This window comes from Blautia sp. AM28-27 (genome assembly GCF_003480905.1).
In the GTDB taxonomy this organism is placed as follows: Bacteria; Bacillota; Clostridia; order Lachnospirales; family Lachnospiraceae; genus Fusicatenibacter; species Fusicatenibacter saccharivorans.
The window spans coordinates 1-17,114 of the sequence record NZ_QUJK01000007.1 but is presented as its reverse complement, the minus strand read 5'-3'; the positions used below and the strand labels follow the sequence as shown (position 1 = coordinate 17,114).

General features: G+C 48.8%; 13 protein-coding genes and 4 tRNA genes. 4 read left to right on the top strand and 13 right to left on the bottom strand.

Translation table 11 applies throughout. The annotated features are described in order from the left end of the window. Positions 1-5: 5 nt before the first annotated feature. Both DW743_RS10790 and DW743_RS10785 read right to left on the bottom strand, forming a co-directional pair. Positions 6-1,931 (bottom strand): DNA gyrase/topoisomerase IV subunit B, encoded by a 1,926-nt coding sequence (locus DW743_RS10790; RefSeq protein ID WP_117761590.1) that lies wholly within the window; start codon positions 1,929-1,931, stop codon positions 6-8. Positions 1,932-2,052: 121 nt separating this feature from the next. Continuing rightward, complete coding sequence (locus DW743_RS10785; RefSeq protein WP_117761591.1) at positions 2,053-2,715, bottom strand: HAD family hydrolase; 663 nt, start codon at positions 2,713-2,715, stop codon at positions 2,053-2,055. A 204-nt stretch (positions 2,716-2,919) separates the two neighbouring features. On the opposite strand from DW743_RS10785, the gene DW743_RS10780 reads away from it, so the two are divergent. From DW743_RS10780 to DW743_RS10765, 4 genes are all read left to right on the top strand, one after another. Then, positions 2,920-2,991, top strand: a tRNA-Glu gene (locus tag DW743_RS10780). A gap of 52 nt (positions 2,992-3,043) precedes the next feature. Further along, positions 3,044-3,115: transfer RNA gene (locus tag DW743_RS10775), tRNA-Glu, on the top strand. Between the two features lie 52 nt (positions 3,116-3,167). Next, a tRNA-Glu gene (locus tag DW743_RS10770) sits at positions 3,168-3,239 on the top strand. Between the two features lie 53 nt (positions 3,240-3,292). Continuing rightward, positions 3,293-3,364 (top strand) — tRNA-Glu (locus DW743_RS10765). 123 nt (positions 3,365-3,487) lie between these two features. On the opposite strand, the gene pepT is transcribed toward DW743_RS10765, so the two are convergent. The 11 genes from pepT to DW743_RS10710 form a co-directional block, all read right to left on the bottom strand. Beyond that, a complete protein-coding gene (gene pepT / locus DW743_RS10760) occupies positions 3,488-4,705 on the bottom strand; it encodes a peptidase T (RefSeq protein ID WP_055217684.1) in 1,218 nt (405 codons plus the stop codon). 16 nt (positions 4,706-4,721) lie between these two features. Continuing rightward, positions 4,722-5,033, bottom strand: coding sequence for a metal-sensing transcriptional repressor (locus DW743_RS10755; protein ID WP_022463104.1), 312 nt, complete (start codon positions 5,031-5,033; stop codon positions 4,722-4,724). Between the two features lie 79 nt (positions 5,034-5,112). After that, positions 5,113-5,871 carry an arginase family protein gene (locus DW743_RS10750; protein WP_055228568.1) on the bottom strand — a complete coding sequence of 253 codons (759 nt, stop codon included), beginning with the start codon at positions 5,869-5,871 and terminating at the stop codon, positions 5,113-5,115. Between the two features lie 17 nt (positions 5,872-5,888). Then, the gene (locus tag DW743_RS10745) at positions 5,889-6,764 is read right to left on the bottom strand and encodes an ABC transporter permease (protein ID WP_055217680.1); all 876 of its coding nucleotides are present in this window, start codon (positions 6,762-6,764) and stop codon (positions 5,889-5,891) included. Between the two features lie 14 nt (positions 6,765-6,778). After that, complete coding sequence (locus tag DW743_RS10740; RefSeq protein WP_117510237.1) at positions 6,779-7,744, bottom strand: ABC transporter ATP-binding protein; 966 nt, start codon at positions 7,742-7,744, stop codon at positions 6,779-6,781. Then, positions 7,731-10,277, bottom strand: coding sequence for a hypothetical protein (locus tag DW743_RS10735; protein ID WP_117761592.1), 2,547 nt, complete (start codon positions 10,275-10,277; stop codon positions 7,731-7,733). Before DW743_RS10735 ends, DW743_RS10740 begins: the two co-directional genes overlap by 14 nt. After that, positions 10,274-11,407 (bottom strand): sensor histidine kinase, encoded by a 1,134-nt coding sequence (locus tag DW743_RS10730; protein ID WP_117761593.1) that lies wholly within the window; start codon positions 11,405-11,407, stop codon positions 10,274-10,276. The genes DW743_RS10735 and DW743_RS10730 overlap by 4 nt, the downstream gene beginning before the upstream one ends. After that, positions 11,397-12,095, bottom strand: a complete 699-nt coding sequence (locus DW743_RS10725) for a response regulator transcription factor (RefSeq protein WP_022462401.1) — start codon at positions 12,093-12,095, stop codon at positions 11,397-11,399. Before DW743_RS10725 ends, DW743_RS10730 begins: the two co-directional genes overlap by 11 nt. Positions 12,096-12,244: 149 nt before the next feature. Continuing rightward, on the bottom strand, positions 12,245-13,573 hold the full coding sequence (locus DW743_RS10720) for an MATE family efflux transporter (protein ID WP_117761594.1): 1,329 nt from the start codon (positions 13,571-13,573) through the stop codon (positions 12,245-12,247). Between the two features lie 210 nt (positions 13,574-13,783). After that, positions 13,784-16,114, bottom strand: coding sequence for an ABC transporter permease (locus tag DW743_RS10715; RefSeq protein WP_117761595.1), 2,331 nt, complete (start codon positions 16,112-16,114; stop codon positions 13,784-13,786). Between the two features lie 14 nt (positions 16,115-16,128). Next, positions 16,129-16,827, bottom strand: a complete 699-nt coding sequence (locus DW743_RS10710; protein ID WP_117761596.1) for an ABC transporter ATP-binding protein — start codon at positions 16,825-16,827, stop codon at positions 16,129-16,131. Between the last annotated feature and the right edge of the window lie 287 nt (positions 16,828-17,114).

The window sequence follows — 17,114 nt, the reverse complement described above, 5'->3', positions numbered from 1 at the left end:
TCCTGTTAAATATCCAGCTCTGCATCGGTTGCATGCTCATAAATAAATGCTTTCCGCGGCGGAACCTCGGTTCCCATCAGTACTTCCGTCACATCGGAGGCCATACGGGCATCCTCGATCTCCACACGCTTCAAAAGTCTCGTCTCCGGATTCAGTGTCGTCTCCCAGAGCTGCTCCGGGTCCATCTCGCCAAGACCTTTGTAGCGCTGCAGCGTAAATTTTTCTTTGTGTGTCTTTCTGTATTTTTCCAGTGCTTTGTCGTCGTACAGATACTCTTCTTTTCCGCGGGACGGCATTGCCTTGTAAAGAGGCGGCATCGCGATATAGACATGTCCCTCGTAGATCAGCTCCGGCATGAAACGGTAGAACAGTGTCAGCAGCAGCGTTGAAATATGCGCACCGTCGACATCGGCATCTGCCATGATGATAATTTTATCGTAACGGAGCTTTGTGATATCGAAGTCGTTGCCGTAACCCTCGGAAAAGCCGCAGCCGAATGCATTGATCATGGATTTGATCTCTGCATTTGCCAGAACTTTATCAATAGAAGCCTTCTCTACGTTCAGAATCTTACCGCGGATCGGCAGAATCGCCTGGAAATTACGGTCACGCGCCGTCTTTGCGGAACCGCCCGCAGAATCTCCCTCGACGATAAAGATCTCGCACAGCGACGGATCCTTTTTCTCGCAGTTTGCCAGTTTGCCGTTCGTATCAAACGAATATTTCTGCTTGGTCAGCATATTTGTCTTGGCTTTTTCTTCGCTTCTACGGATTTTGGCAGATCGCTCAGCGCAGGCAAGAACATTTTTCAGCACTTCGAGATTGCGGTCGAAATACAGCGGAATCTCCTCGCCTGTTACTTTTCCGGCGGCCTTTGCCGCATCCGGGTTGTCCAGCTTCGTTTTTGTCTGGCCCTCGAACCGCGGATCCGGGTGCTTGATCGAAATAACAGCGGTCATACCGTTTCGGATATCCGATCCCGTAAAGTTATTGTCTTTTTCTTTTAAGACACCGATCTCTCTGGCATAGCTGTTCATAATCGTCGTAAAGGTCGATTTGAAACCGGAAATATGGGTACCGCCCTCAGCGTTGTAGATATTATTACAGAAGCCGAGCACGTTTTCCTGGAATTCGTTGATATACTGGAACGCACATTCTACGGTAATGCCCTCAGATTCCCCTTTGAAATAAATCGGATCGTGGATTGCCTCTTTGTTCTTATTCAGATCGCGCACAAAACCAACAATGCCGTCCGGCTCGTGATACGTCAGGTGCTCCTCTTTTCCATCGCGCAGATCGGAAAAATAAATGGTAAGCGCCGGGTTCAGATATGCAGTCTCATGGAGACGGCTTTTGACCTCTGTTACGGAAAAACGTGTTTTCTCAAAGATTTCCGGATCCGGCAGGAAGTTGATGCGGGTTCCGCTGTTCTTCGTTTTTCCGATCTTCGGCAGCAGCCCATCCTCATCGAGTTCCTGTACGGCAACACCTCGTTCGTAGCGGTCGTGGTAAACCCAGCCGCCGAGGCTGACCTGTACGTCAAGATAGGTGGAAAGCGCATTGACAACCGAAGAACCGACACCGTGCAGACCGCCGCTTGTCTTGTACGCATTGTTGTCGAATTTACCGCCGGCGTGCAGGGTTGTAAAAACGAGACGCTCCGCCGGAACGCCTTTTTCATGCATGCCGACCGGGATTCCGCGGCCGTTGTCGGTCACGGTCGCCGAGCCGTCTGCTTCAAGTGTTACGTGAATGGTGTCGCAGTAGCCCGCAAGATGCTCGTCCACCGCATTGTCTACAATTTCATAAATCAGATGATTCAGGCCTTTCCGCGAGGTACTTCCGATATACATACCAGGGCGCTTACGCACTGCTTCGAGACCTTCCAGCACGGAAATACTGCTGGCATCATACGTTTCTTTTTTTGGCATAACTGTTCTATCCTCACTTATGTGTTACTGTCTTTTTCTCTTAAAAATACTTCTGTCTGTCCCATTTTGGGGCACAGTATTTTATTATATCATTTTTCTTCCCGGAATAGCAAGATTTTCTTTAGAAGAAAGAATCTCCTCCGTTCATCAGCTCCTTAAAAGAAGTCACGTAGCGGTCTGCTTCCTGCTCCATCTTTGCGCGGTTTCCTTCCCCGCTTCTGTCATACACGCCCACAGCCGCAAATCCGCCCATTTTGGCGCCGCGGATTCCCGCTAGGATATCTTCATATACCACACACGTTTCCGGCGGAAGAGACAGCTTTTCAGCCGCTTTCTCGTAGATATCCGGAAAGCCCTTGCCGCGCTTTACTTCCGAGACGGTGACAAATGCTTTAAAATACTCATAAATCCCATTTCTCTTTAAGGCCGGCTCATACAGCTCCGGGCTCGATGAGGTAGCAACCGCCATGCGGATTCCTTTTTCTTTTAAATAGCGGAGATATTCTGCTGCCCCGTCTTTTAACTCCACTTCATACGTATAGGCGTCGACCGCCATCTGATGCCACTCCTGAATCAGCTCTTCCGGCGTTTCCGGAAAGCCGAACCGTCTGATCGTGTAGCGGGCAGCCTCCAGAAAGCCGAGCGGTGTAATCGCCTCCTGATAATCCGGCGGAACCTCAAGTCCTCTCTTCTTTAAAAATGCAACATCGATGTCATCCCAGACCCGCATCGAGTCGAGCAGTGTTCCGTCCAGATCAAAAATGGCTCCTTTGTACTGTTTCATTTGTCTTCTCCTTCTCTATTCTAATCTTTTTTCTTTCTTTTTAGAACGTATTTCTGTTTTTTAGAACATTTGTTTGTTTCATCATACCATAACTGGCAAAAAATGCAAGTAAAATGCGAATTTCGCTACTTTTTGAAATTTTTTAAATTTTTTTCAAAAAAACACTTGCATTTTCTCCAGACATCGTGTATTATAAGCGAGTACGGTTCGTTGGTCAAGAGGCTAAGACGTCGCCCTCTCACGGCGAAAACAGGGGTTCGATTCCCCTACGAACTGCTGAAGGTTCGCAGGATGCCTTCTCTCTTAAAAATCCTGTTTTAAGCGACATGGTTCGTTGGTCAAGAGGCTAAGACGTCGCCCTCTCACGGCGAAAACAGGGGTTCGATTCCCCTACGAACTGCTGAAGGTTTTGCAGAATCCCTTCTCTTTAAAAATTCTGTTCTATATCATACGGTTCGTTGGTCAAGAGGCTAAGACGTCGCCCTCTCACGGCGAAAACAGGGGTTCGATTCCCCTACGAACTGTTGAAGGTTTCACAGACTTCCTTCTCTTTTAAAAATTCTGTTCTATATCATATGGTTCGTTGGTCAAGAGGCTAAGACGTCGCCCTCTCACGGCGAAAACAGGGGTTCGATTCCCCTACGAACTGCTTTTAATCGGAGCCTGCATGGCTCCGTTTTTTGCTGTGCTGATTTTTTTCTTCCTATCATAAACGCCAGCAAAAAAGCCCGGCAGTTTTCTGCCGGACTTTTCCTTTTTTCTGACAACTCTTTTATTCTGCGTAGATCTTAACCAGTTCTTTCAGCATTGCCATCGTCTTTTCCATCCCCTCAACGGTAATGTGCTCATACGGTCCATGGCATGCATATCCGCCGGTTCCGATGTTCGGGCACGGCAGCCCCATGAAGCTTAAGCGTGCGCCGTCTGTGCCGCCGCGGATCGGAAGAACGATCGGCTCCATGCCGGCTCTTCTGGCTGCCTCTTCGGCATTCTCAATCAGATGGTAGCAAGGACGGATCTTCTCAGCCATGTTGCGGTACTGCTCTTTGATCTCCAGTTTTACCGTTCCCTCGCCGTATTTTTCATTCATTGCTTTTTCAATCCGGCGCAGATTCTCTTCTTTTGCTGCAAATTTCTCTGCATCGTGATCACGGATGATGTACTCGGACTCGGCATGTGCCACATCGCCGGACATACTGGTCAGATGATAGAAGCCTTCATATCCTTCGGTATTTCTCGGGGACTCTGCTTCCGGCAGAAGAGACTGGATCTCGCTTGCAACAGCGATTGCATTGATCATCGTGTCTTTTGCTCCGCCTGGGTGGATGTTAAATCCGGTCACCGTGAATTTCGCTCCGGCTGCATTGAAGTTTTCGAATTCGATTTCTCCCTCTGTGCCGCCGTCCACGGTATAGGCAAACTCTGCGTCAAAGCCTGGAACATCAAAAAAGTCAGGGCCTTCACCGATCTCCTCATCCGGTGTAAATCCGATGGAAATCGGACCGTGCGGGATTTCTCCGGCAAGAAGGGCTTCTGCCAGTGTCATAATCTCTGCCACGCCCGCCTTGTCGTCTGCACCGAGCACCGTTGTTCCATCGCTTGTGATCAACGTTCTGCCGGCCAGGGATGGAAGATGCGGGAATACCGAAACCTCCAGTGTTCTTCCGCTGTCAGCCAGCTTCAGATCCTTTCCGTCATAATTTTCATGTACGATCGGATTTACCGCATGATCTGCAAAATCAGATACCGTATCCATGTGTGCGATAAATCCCAGTTTTGTCTTTCCTTCGTATCCTTTTGTTGCCGGAATTTTTCCATAGACGTAGCATTTATCCTCTACACGGACATCCGATACGCCGAGCGCTTTCATTTCTTCTGCAAGCTGGTCTGCCAGGACTCTCTGACACTCGGAAGACGGATGGGTTCCGCTCTTCTCATTGCTCGGTGTCGGCACTTTAACATAATTCAGTAATCTTTCATATGCTTTCATTTTCTTCTTCTCCTTCTTATTTCATCAGCTTCTGGATGGTTTTGCAGAGCTCATCCACGGCGCCTTCTTTTCCCTGCCGGATATCCTCCACAACGCAGGATTTGATGTGGCTGGAAAGCAGTACCTTGTTGAAACTGTTTAATGCAGACTGGATCGCGGATACCTGGGTCAGGATATCGACGCAGTAGCGGTCGCTCTCCACCATTTCCCGTATTCCGCGCACCTGGCCTTCAATTCTCGAAAGACGGTGGATCAGATCTTTGTATTCTTTTTCGTCCCGCACTTTTTTCCGGTCGCATTCACTGCAGTGTGTACAACATTCACCCATGAGGTTTCCTCCTTGTGTTCCGTCACTCTATATACCCCGTCTGGGTATGAATTTATGATACTCTTTTGCCCCGGCTTTGTCAATCTTCGATTTTTGCCGCAAGCGCGCCGTACAGCTTCTGGTTTACCAGACTTGCCGCGCTGCACTCCGCCTCCGGCGCGTTCGCCGACGGCTCTCCGCAGAGATCGACCGCGAGCACCTTTCTCCCCGCAAGACAGTCCTTTGCAAGGGACAGCAGTTCATCCACACGCACATTTCCCTGATCCCAGTTCGTATCAAGCTCCTCCTTTGACAGAATGTCCTTATCGACCGACAGATATACCGGAAATGTTCCCGCATGGGATGCAAAAATCTCTTTGATCTTCGCCGCTCCGCTTCCGTCGTCGAGCTCTTCCTGTGTCACAAACCAGACATGCTCCATCGCTTCTGTTTCCCGCACCGACGCCTCCGGCGGGCCGATCACACAGATTCCTTTGATGTTTTGATACGCCCCGGCAGCATCCCGGATCCAGGAACCGCAGGAGAGCACCGGAAGAAGCGCCGGCGGCTGCATATCGGTATGGTGGTCGAATACGGCTAAAAACAAATCTTCTTTTTCCAGTCCCAGCAGCAATTTGCTCATATAGTGATAATTGCCGGAATCCAGAAGGCGGATCCGCGGCAGCTCTTTCGTTTCTTTTTTTCGGCCAAGTTCCGCTTCCAGAAACTGCTCCGTCTCCGGATCGAGATAACCGTCAGTTCCCCGGAGCTCTCTTAGATCCCAGATCTTTCCCGCCTGCTCCCAGGCATATCCTTCGGACTCATAAATTCCGGAAAGGCTAAAACAAAATGGTTTCATCTTCTCTTTTACTCCTGTTATTTATTTAATGGATTCAGCTTTCTTCCCGCCGTTACAAGAAGAACGGCTGATATCAGAAGCTGCAGAACGGCACTCGCCTCCGGCAGATAATGGATCAGCGGATTCTGTCCGTAATTTCCAAGCAGATAGCAGAGCTGTTCCATCTCTCTTCCATTCCCAAGCTGGCGGCTGATGATCCCCGCAAACGAGGTAAACGGATTGAAAAGAAGAAGGTAAATTACACCTCCTACATCGATCTGCTGATAAGCTGCCGTCATCTCCTGCTGCAGCAGTCCTGCGTAGTAGGCAAGCCCCGTGCAGGCGCATATTCCTACGACCAGAAAAACGACAATGACATAGGAAAGAACGGTCGCCAGTGTGGTCCGCTTAAAAACAACCGAACAGAAAATGCCGATACTGCCGACAAAAATTCCGGTCAGAAGAAGGCCTCCCGCCATCAGAAGCAGTCCGCCAAGGCCGATACCGCCGAACACCACAACAAGGGACAGCACCGGCAGTGCCGAAACCGTCAGTATCAGAACAACGCCAAGCGATGCCTCCAGCTTTCCCGTAATGATTCTCCACGGGTTCAGGTTCGTCGTCAGCAGCACATCCAGCGTTTTTTTCTCACGCTCCAGCGAAATGCTTCCTCCCGCAACCGCCGGAACTGAAAGGACGACGAGAATAAACAGAAGATACGTCATCAGAATATAGCAGTTCATCGGAACGCTGTAACTGACCGGTGCCAGATAGCCAAGCTGGCTGCTCTCCCCGAAATAGCAGACAAACGCAACCACGGCAAGCAGCAGATTGCAGACAAAAATAATCCAGGAAATCCGCGATGACCGCGAGTTCCGCTTCATTTCTTTTTCAAATACAGGATTTAACCGCACGTTTCGTTCCCTCCTTATCCGATCGTGTTTCCGAACGTTTCTGTGTTTCGGCTCTTCTGTTCCGTTTCCCCGGTCAGATGGAAGAACAGGGACTCCAGGCTGTTGTGTTCCCGTGCAAACGAAACCACAAGGATTCCGGCATCCACCAGTTTCTGCAGCAGATACGCCTCCTCCTCCCGGCTTCCCGAAAACCAGGCCGCAATCTTGTTTTCATCCACAGAAAGGCGGCTGACCTGCGGATCCTGCCGCAATAGTTCCAGCGCCTTTGGCACCTGGTTCAGCACAGTGATGCGCAGCGGATTGGAGCTGTCGATCGCAAGCATAATGTTTTCCAGCTTTCCCTGCTGTACCATGACACCTCCGTTGATGACACCGATGCTGGTGCACAGATCTGCTAATTCCGAAAGAATATGGGAGCTGATCAGAATCGTATAATCCTCCCGCGCCAATCGCTGCAGGAGAAGCTGAAAATCCTTTCTCGAACGCGGATCCAGACCGGAATTCGGTTCGTCCAGCACCAGAAGCTTCGGTTTATGGATCATCGCGCGCGCCAGACAGAGCCGCTGCTGTATGCCCCTTGAGAGCGAATCCACCATCTGCTCCTCTTTTCCCGATAGTTCGACCATCTCCAGCACTTCCCGCGCACGGACAGTTCCTGCCCGCCCGTAAATTCCATACGATGCGGCAAAAAATTCCAGATACTCTATCACGCTTAAGTTTTCATAGACGCCAAAGAAATCAGGCACAAAGCCGATCAGGCTTTTCTGCTTCAGAATATTTTTTGTCGTCCGCACGCCGTCCAGCCACAGATCGCCGCCGTCGCTCTTTAAAAGCCCTGAAATAATGCGCAGCGTCGTTGTTTTTCCCGCACCATTCGGTCCGACAAAGCCGTAAATATCGCCTTTTTTTACTTCCATATCAAGACCGTTCAGGGCATATGTTTTTCCGTATTTTTTGGTCAGTTTCTCAATTTTCAGTATCGGCATTTGGCTCCTCCGTTAACAGGTTCTCCAGATATTGCTCCGGTGGGATCTCTTTCGCCTTTACGATCAGATTCGGTGCCTCATAGTATCCATAATTTTCATGATACTCTTCTCCCTTTTCTTCTTCGGAAAGACGGTACCGCACACGGATCTGGTTGTCCGCATTCACATACTGCGCCTCCAGCGCCGGATCACTCGCAAAATCGATCTCCCAGTCGGAAATTTCATCATACGTTCCCGTCTGAAAATTGTACAGCTCAATGATTCCATTGAAATTCCGGATCTTGGTCCCATCCTCTGTGCGGGCTTTCTCGAAAGCAAGCGAAAGAATGGTTCCCCGTTTTCCTCCCCCGCCGGTTTCTGCCGCCTGGATCTTATCTTCTAACGCCGTCATCGCATACGGCCAGAATGCAGGATCATAGATTCCCTCAGAATCCGGCTGCATCACGCCTTTAGCATACATTCCATACAGACACCAGATGTTGTTGTTTTCAAAGACACCGTTCAGATAATACGTTACTTCTGTTTCCTCTTCCGAGATTCCGCCGGAATTCGGTCCCATTTCAAAGCTTACCGTGTTTCCGCCGTCCCATCCGCTGTACTCCTGCGCATACGGACAGTACACAACGCCGGCCTCTTTCATGTCCACAGACACTTCCTGATAGTAATACGAGATTCCATACGCTTCGTATCCGCTGTCAAGCTGGAACGTATCGTCATTGCCTGCCAGCTTTCCAAAGAAAAGGCAGTTGTCACTCCGGTTCGGCATGTGATTATAGATGACACCGTCCAGATAATTTTTCTCTATCTCCGGCAGATCTTCTGCCGCACTCCAATTTCCGAACTCCCGCACGCTGTCCGCTTCTATTCCATCCAGCGTGATCGTCTCCCCGTTTTTGATGTCTCCAATGAGGGCACAGTAACCTGGAACGGCGATCACACAGCTCTCCAGATCATAGCCTGTCTTATTTTCCACGGTTCCGCTGATCTTCTGATCCCAGAAATGAAACGTGCCTTTCAGTCCTTTGCCTTCATCCAGCGTTTCCATCCGCTGCATGCCGAACTCATTCAGGGCAAATGCAGCCTGATTGGAAATTTCTGCCCTGTTTTTCTGTTCTCCGAAACTGATCTCCGTCTTTTCATATTCCGCATCCTCCGTTTCCGGCTGTGCCGTGCTGTTGGACATATAGTCCATACGGTTGTACATCACCAGATCGTAGGACGGATCCAGATACAGCTCATAGGAAGCATTGTACGGCGCCTGTGCACAGAAATTAATGTAATCTTTCTGGTATGTATCGTACTGCCAGATTTCTCTTACATACGTCAGCACCGGGGCCTTGAGCCTCGTGCTCTGGCCAAACAGACTGATCAGCATAACAAAGACGGCCGAGCAGGCACAGATCGCCCCCCAGAGATACTGACGTTTTCCTGTTTTTTTCAAAAAGAAATACAATCCCGGCCCTGCCAGAACCAGATAGACCAGAATCAGGCCGCCGTACAGCACCGTATTCGGACGGTTCCGGATCTTAGTGTTTTCCAGAAGATCGGAAATCGTATAGTATTTCTGATAATTCATATTTCGTTTTGCCAGAAGGCGGCTGGTGGTCTCTTCGTCCAGAATATTTTTCAGAAAATCTACCGGCGCTTCTTTAAACGCACTGCGCTGGCTTTCCGCAAATGTCTCGTTTCCCGAAAAGGTAATCAGAAGACCTCCCTCTGCCTGCCAGAGATCAATTTCTTTCTGGATTGTCTCATCCAGTTCTTCTTTGGACTGCTCCAGAAGGATCAGCACATCCGGCGAATACGACTCCGCAAGCCCGACAAGCTCCTCTGCCCGGACAGATGCAGCTTCCACCTCATAAATCCCGTCGTTCAGCGTAACTCCATTCAGCTGCTGCCCGTAATTAGTTTCTTCTTCCACAACGCAGACTTCCACCTTGGACTGGAAGAAGCCTTCACTCGAAATCGTTTCTTCCCGACTGTACACCGTGTCCCTCTGGCTGTTCTCCAGGCGCAGGACACAAAAAGACGTATTTTCCACCAGAAGCCCTGCAGAAAAAGTCTTTGTAACGGTTCCGTTCGCCGGAATATAGATTGGAAAACGGTACGTAAAAAGGCTGTTTCTTCCATCGCCCGACCGCTTGACCCCCGGAAACAGTTTTGAGAGAATGCCTTCTCCACTGTTTCCGCGGTAAATCGATTCCGCGGCGTTTTTTATCTGAAAAACAAAGTATCCTTCAAATTCAACAGCGCTCTCATTTGTGATTGTCACACGAATCGGTACGTGATTCCCATCCTGATAGTTTCCTTCGAATCCATAAGAAAAATCAATCTGGTATTCCCCTGCGTAGCTGTTGGCAAGAAGCTGCTTTTCTTTCCCGCCGCTTCTTCCGCCATCCGACGGCGTGTTCTGATAAAGTTCTGTCCGCGTTGTCATCGCAGACACCCTCTGAACTCCCGCCAGAAGCAGAATCAGCAGCAAAATACCGGACAGACAGCAGATTTTGCTTCTTCTTTTCCTGTTCATCGCTTTTCGTCCTCTTTCTTCCCCTTTGGCATTCCGACCGGCAGTTCCACCTCAAAGACGGTTCCCTGCAGATCACTTTTTACCCGCACCTGTCCGTGATGCAGTTCCGCAATCTGCTGTACAATCGCAAGTCCAAGTCCCGTCCCGCCGGTATCGCGGCTCCTCGACTGCTCTGTCCGGTAAAATTTCTGGAAAATATGATCCAGTTCCTGTTTTGGAATGATCCGTCCGTAGTTAATGACACGCGTGACCACATATTCGCCCTCTTTTTCCATTGAGACGCGGACCTGTTTTCCCTCTTTTCCGTATTTGACAGCATTGTTCAGCAGATTTCCAAAGAGCCGTGCCAGCAGCTCACCGTCCGCCTCGAGAAAAATCGCATGTTCCGCATGCAGAAATTCCACCTGAAGCTCATTTTTCACAAAAGACGGCGTCATCTCGTCGAGCATCTGCTCCATCAGCTGCACCAGATCAAGTTTTCCGAGATGCAGCTGCATCTCTTTGTGCTCCAGCTTGACGAATCCAAACAGCTCGTTCGTGAGCTGCTCCAGACGGAGTGCTTTCTGATAGGCAATATCGATATAATGATTTCTCATCTCCTCATCCAGATCCGTCCGCGTGCGCACCCAGCCGAGATAGCCGATAATCGAAGTCAGCGGCGTACGGAGGTCATGTGCCACGGATGAGACGAGATCGTTTTTCGTATGCTCCGCGATCCGTTCCCGTTCCATAATTTCCTTGATATTCTGCTGCATCGTATTTAAGTTCTCCGCCATCACAGAAAACTCGTCATTTCCCTTTACCTCGATCGGATGATCAAAATCCCCTGCTGATATCTCCTTTACCTTTTCCAGAATCTTCCCAATGTATCGGATGGTTTCGCGCATCAGGAAATAAAAGGTCAGGCAGAACGAAAGCAGCGCAGCCGCCGTCAGAATCATCGTCCGCACCGATGGGCGGAGGCCTCCCGGTCCGATCCAGGCGCTCCGGTAACCGATGTTCATCAGTCCATTGCCGAAAAAGGTCAGAATCCCGTCGGTAAGCATCACTACAAGTACCGTGACAAGTGCACTTACAATCAGATCAAAGACCATCCTCTGGCTGAAGTTTTTTATAAAATCAGGCTTCAATTTTGTATCCCACTCCCCAGACTGTTGTAATAATCTTATCTTCTCTTGTGTCGTCTTTCATTTTTCCGCGCAGACGGCGGATATGTACCATAACCGTGTTGTTCGCCTCATAGAATTTTTCATGCCAGACGCGCTCGAAAATTTCGTCTGTACCGAACACGCGGCCCGGGTTGGAGGCCAGCAGATACAGAATATCAAATTCGATCGGTGTCAGCTTGATGCTTTCTCCGTAGCAGACAACCTGATGGGTTACCTTGTTGATTTCCAGATGCTTTAAGGAAATCACTTCCTGGCGCTCGTGCGGCTTCGACGGATTCAGTTCGCGGTAGCGGCGGAGCTGGGATTTTACACGCGCCATCAGCTCCAGCGGATTGAACGGTTTTGCCACGTAATCGTCTGCTCCCGTTGACAGACCGACGATCTTGTCGATATCCTGCGTTTTGGCACTTACCATGATGATCGGAATGTTGTTCGTCTCCCGGATGCGGCGGCACATCGCAATACCGTCCATATCCGGCATCATCACATCGAGCAGCACCAGGTCGATTTTTTTCTCCTCCAGAATGCGGAGTCCCTCTTTTGCACTGTACGCTTTTAATACCTGAAATCCATCGCTGATCAGATAAATTTCCAGCAGATCCGCGATTTCTTTTTCATCATCCACAACTAAAATATTTGTTTCTTCCACGTCGTTTCCATCCTCTCTGTTTTTAACTACCGTAATGGTACCATGAATATTCAAAAAAATCTTTACTTAATTCTTACGTCTGTATTATCTATTATAAAAAGAAAAGCCGCCTTCCACAAGAGGCCGCTTTTCTTTTCTTCTTATATTTTTTATCTTCGTACTGCGCGGCGGTATACCACAAGAGAAACCGCTGCGGAAATGACCTCTGTGATCCAGAAGGCGTGCCATACGAAAACGCCGCCTCCCAGATGGGACAGCAGGTAAGCTGCCGGGAGAATGACAATGACATTTCGGCAGAGGGAAATGATCAGGGAAGATCCGCCTTTTCCGAGTCCCTCCAGCGCACCGGAGGATGTGATGGAAACTGCCGAAATCAAAAAGCCCGCGCTGATGCGTGTCAGTGCCTGTCCGCCAAGACGGATGGTCTCCGGATTGCTGCTGAACAGTCCGATCAGCTGTTCCGGAATGGCAAGGCAGATGCCGGTTCCAATAAGCATGATCACCGCACACATAATCAGGGTGATCTCATAAATCTTCCGCACACGCTTATGCTCGCCTGCGCCGTAGTTGAAGCCGATAATCGGGCGCATGCCCTGTACAATGCCGTTTGCTGTCAGATAGATGAACGTCTGCAGCTTGTAGTAAATGCCGAGCACGACAACGTAGCTCTGGGAATACACGGCCAGGATTCCATTCAGTGCGGAAATCAGAAGAGACGGCAGCGCCAGGTTCAGGATCGCCGGGACGCCGATCGCATACAGTCTTCCGACCAGATTTTTTCCTTCTTTTAAATATTCCGGATGGATTTTGACCGAAATCGGGCGGATCTTGTAAATGATCCAGTAAATCACGACCGGTGTCACCTGACCGATGCCGGTTGCAAGTGCCGCACCCTCAATTCCAAGACGCGGGAACGGTCCGATTCCGAAAATAATCAGCGGATCCAGAATGATGTTGACAATACAGCCGATCATCATACCGGTCATCGTCACTTTCATCCGGCCGACTGCCTGAAAAACCTTTTCAAAGTAAAGGTTTGCCATGATTGCTATGGTAAACAGAAAGATAATCCGTGAATACCGGACACCAAGATCGATGACAGTTTCGGAAGAAGAAAACATCCGCAGGAAACGCTCGATGACCAGAAGGCTTCCGATCGTTAAAATAACCGCATGCAGCATGGTAAGGGCAAGACCCTGCGTTGCAGCACAGCCGGCTGCCTTTTTGTCACCCGCTCCCAGATAATACGAAATCACCGCATTCAGTCCGATTCCAAAACCGATGGCAACGGCATTTACAAAATTCTGTACCGGATAAACCAGGGAGAGCGCCGTCATGGCATCTTCGCTGATCTGTGCGACAAAGAAGCTGTCCACAATGTTATATAAGGAATTGACCAGCATCGAGATTACCATTGGAAACGCCATCGAAACCAGCAGTGGAAATACTGGCTTTTCTTTCATAAAGTTTTCGTTCATTATTACCTCCATTTGTGATCTTTTCTGTTGGTGGGCTTACGTGCAGGCACGGACTTTGCTCCATTGCCACAAAAAAAGCCACGCAATTATCTGCTTTCGATAATTGCGTGGCGAAAAGAACTTTATTACAAGTTGAAAAATCCACACCAAGTTTGAGAGCAATATACCACACTTTGCCCGGGCTTGTCAAGATTTCTCCTGTAACTTTTTTTATTCTACATTTTTCAGTGCCTCGTCCATCGGAATCTTTTGGATGTGGCGGAACTGCAGCACAGCGATAACAGCATACGCCGCAAGGCCCATCAGATACATTTTTCCGTAAATTGCCGGATCAATATAGTATGTCAGCCAGCCGCTGTACTCGGAAAGCATAATGACATAAATCTGGCGGATCAGCGCGGAGGCAATGATCAGGCTGGCACCGATTGAGACGATCACAACCCAGGTTGTCGCCGTCAAATACAGACTCAAAATTTCCCTGTTCTCGTAGCCGAGAATCTTTACCATCGAAATCGAAGTCGTATTCTTCTCGATGATCAGCTTCGTCAGCAGATAAATCAGCAGCATGAACAGTACAATCGAGAAAACATTGATCAGCTGGAACATTTCTCCCATCGACACATTGAGCTGCCGTGAAATCTTTGTCATATCATCTTCCGTAATTTTCGTCGCGATATACGATTCCTCCAGGTCCGTGATCGGCTCATTGGAGAAATAGCCGTTAAAGTAGTCCTCTGGATGATCGAATTCCTCGCAGAAGACATCCATCGGCAGAAATACCGCAAGGGCTCCCGGGTAGGCATAAATGCTTTTTACTTCAAAGCTGTACGTTTTGTCCTCATACGGCTCTTTCAGTTCCAGTGTATCGCCGACTTTCATTCCATATTTTTCGGCATAACCGTCGGAAATCGTCACGCCGTCCTCAAACAGTTCAGCGGAAACATATTTGCTGTCTTTCTGAATTCCATATACCGAAATGCTCTCGCCCTCCCGGTTTTTCGGAATATTCTTCAGCGATGTGACGGCAAACGTTTCCACGCCCTCCGTATTTGTCTTCAGTGACGGCGTCAGAAGTTTCTGCACAATTCCCATCAGCGTGTACTCATCATCCTCATCGATCGGATCCGGGACATTTAAAATATACTGGTAATCTGCCAGCATATTTTCCACCGCCTCCGTCTGGTAATGTGACAGCAGCGGTTTCATCATCATACCGAACAGCAACAGAATATTGGCAAATACGATACCGAGAAACAGGGTAAAGTAACTCGATTTGTTCTGCAGCAGGATCCGCAGACGAAACCGCGAGAAGAACCGGAAGTTCGGAAGACGCACCGCATGGCTTTTTCCTTTCTTTGCAAAATCGTGGCGCAGAAAACGCAGCGGTGACAGACGCAGACGGCCGGAAATCAGCACCGCGTTGATCACAAACATCAGAATTGCCGGAATTACGGTCGTGAGCAGAAATGCATTGGCATTCCACCGCGTCTGATACGTCGGCAGACTGTAGCTTCCATAATACATACCGGCGCAGATATCTTTAAACACGGTGTATCCCAGAATATTTCCAATCACCGCCGACAAAATCGTAATCAGTACCGGCAGGGACAGATAATGCAGCAGAAGTTCCCGTCTCGTATAGCCGGATGCGCGCAGCGTTCCGATCACCGACGCTTCTTTTACAATCGTATTGTTTGTCGTAACTGCAAAAATGAACGCCATGATGGCAATCAGGATGTACAGCAGTACCTCCACCATCGCCTTGTCACCGCCCATATCGTCGCCGGTAAATTTGATTGCCTGATTGCCGTAGCGCGGCAGATAACCCGTCAGCGAGGAATGAGCCGCCAGAACCTCGACGAAATTATCGGACCATTCTTTTTCCTCGTTTTCATCTTTCGGTTCCGTATCGTATTTCCAGGAATAGCAGTATTTGATATGGTCATCGGTAATGGCATCATACCCTTCTTCGGTCATGATTCCCACACCGAATTTAACCGCATCGAACATCATGTCACTCGAATTGCTGAACAGCGCACTGTAATCCGAAAGTGCCACAAGACCGGTAACCGTCAGTTCTTTTTTATCAACCGAGATCACATCACCGACCTGCAGGTCATTATTGTCCGCATACATACGGTCAATTGCAATTTCATCCTTCTGCTGCGGCATTTCGCCTTTCATCAGGCAGACCAGATTGACCTCTGTTCTGTTTTTAAAAAGACGGATCGTGCTCTCTGGTTCCGAATCCAGATCCGTGTCGACATCTTCGTCTTTATAGAAATTCTCGTAAATCGTTACCTTCTCTTTTTCCAGCCGTGTTCTCTGGTCGTCGGTGAGCTTCTGTTCTGTTGTAAAATTTCCGTTTTCCACGTTGTATTTTTCAAAGCTTTCATCGTAAGCATACAGCATGCTCTCATCCGCAACGAGAAAACCGGACACAAAGCCAATCGTCGCCGTCATAAACAGAAAAATAACGAGATATTTTCCAATATCGTTCTTCAGTTCCCGCAGCAGGCGTTTTCGTAATGGATTTTTCATACTTCCACCCCGCTTTACCAGTCCAGATCGCCGGCGGCGATTTTGGTCTCATTGACGTAGTTTTTACGGATCTGGCCGTCGCGCAGACGAATCACGCGGTCCGCCATGTTTTTGATCGCATCATTGTGTGTTACCATAATGACGGTGTTGCCGTACTTCTGATTGACGTCCTCGATCAGCTTCAAAATTTCTTTTGAAGTATGGTAATCGAGTGCACCTGTCGGCTCATCACAGAGCAGAATGCTTGGATTTTTGATGATAGCTCTTCCGATTGAAGTACGCTGCTGCTGACCGCCAGAGAGCTGGTTCGGCAGCTTGTCGCGGTGGTCATAGAGCCCCAGTGTCTTTAACAGATTGTTGATGTCGAGCGGATGATTGCTTAAGTATGCGCCGACTTCCATATTTTCTTTCACCGTCAGGTTTGGAATCAGATTGTACATCTGGAAAACGTATCCTAAATGTTTTCGTCTGTACCGTGTCAGCGTTTTTTCATTCATATCCTCAATTTTTTCGCCTTCAATCACGATCGAACCGCTGTCCGCCTCGTCGATTCCGCCGATAATATTCAACAGTGTCGATTTACCGGAACCGGATGGACCTAGGAGAACACAGATTTCACCTTTTTCCACAGAAAACTGGATTCCCTTTAAGACCTCCACACGGCTTTCACCGGTTCCAAAACTCTTCTTCAGGTTATTAATCTCAAGAAACATAACTTTCCTCCCTGCATCTTTTTTCCTGAGTGTGTAAGAGTCTGTTTTGTGTTAGACTCTTCTAACCCCATAATACTGCTTTTTCTGTGAAATGAAAAGCGCTGTTAATGAGTATTTTTTCTCATTAGCAGCGCTCTTTCTTTTATTTTTTAACAGTAAAAAACCATCGGATCTCTCCGATGGTTTTTCCGATATACCTTCAAAACCGCATACACTACACATCTATCATTCCATTTTTTGTGAACACAACCATTCAGGTCAAGCCCTCGACCGATTAGTAACAGTCA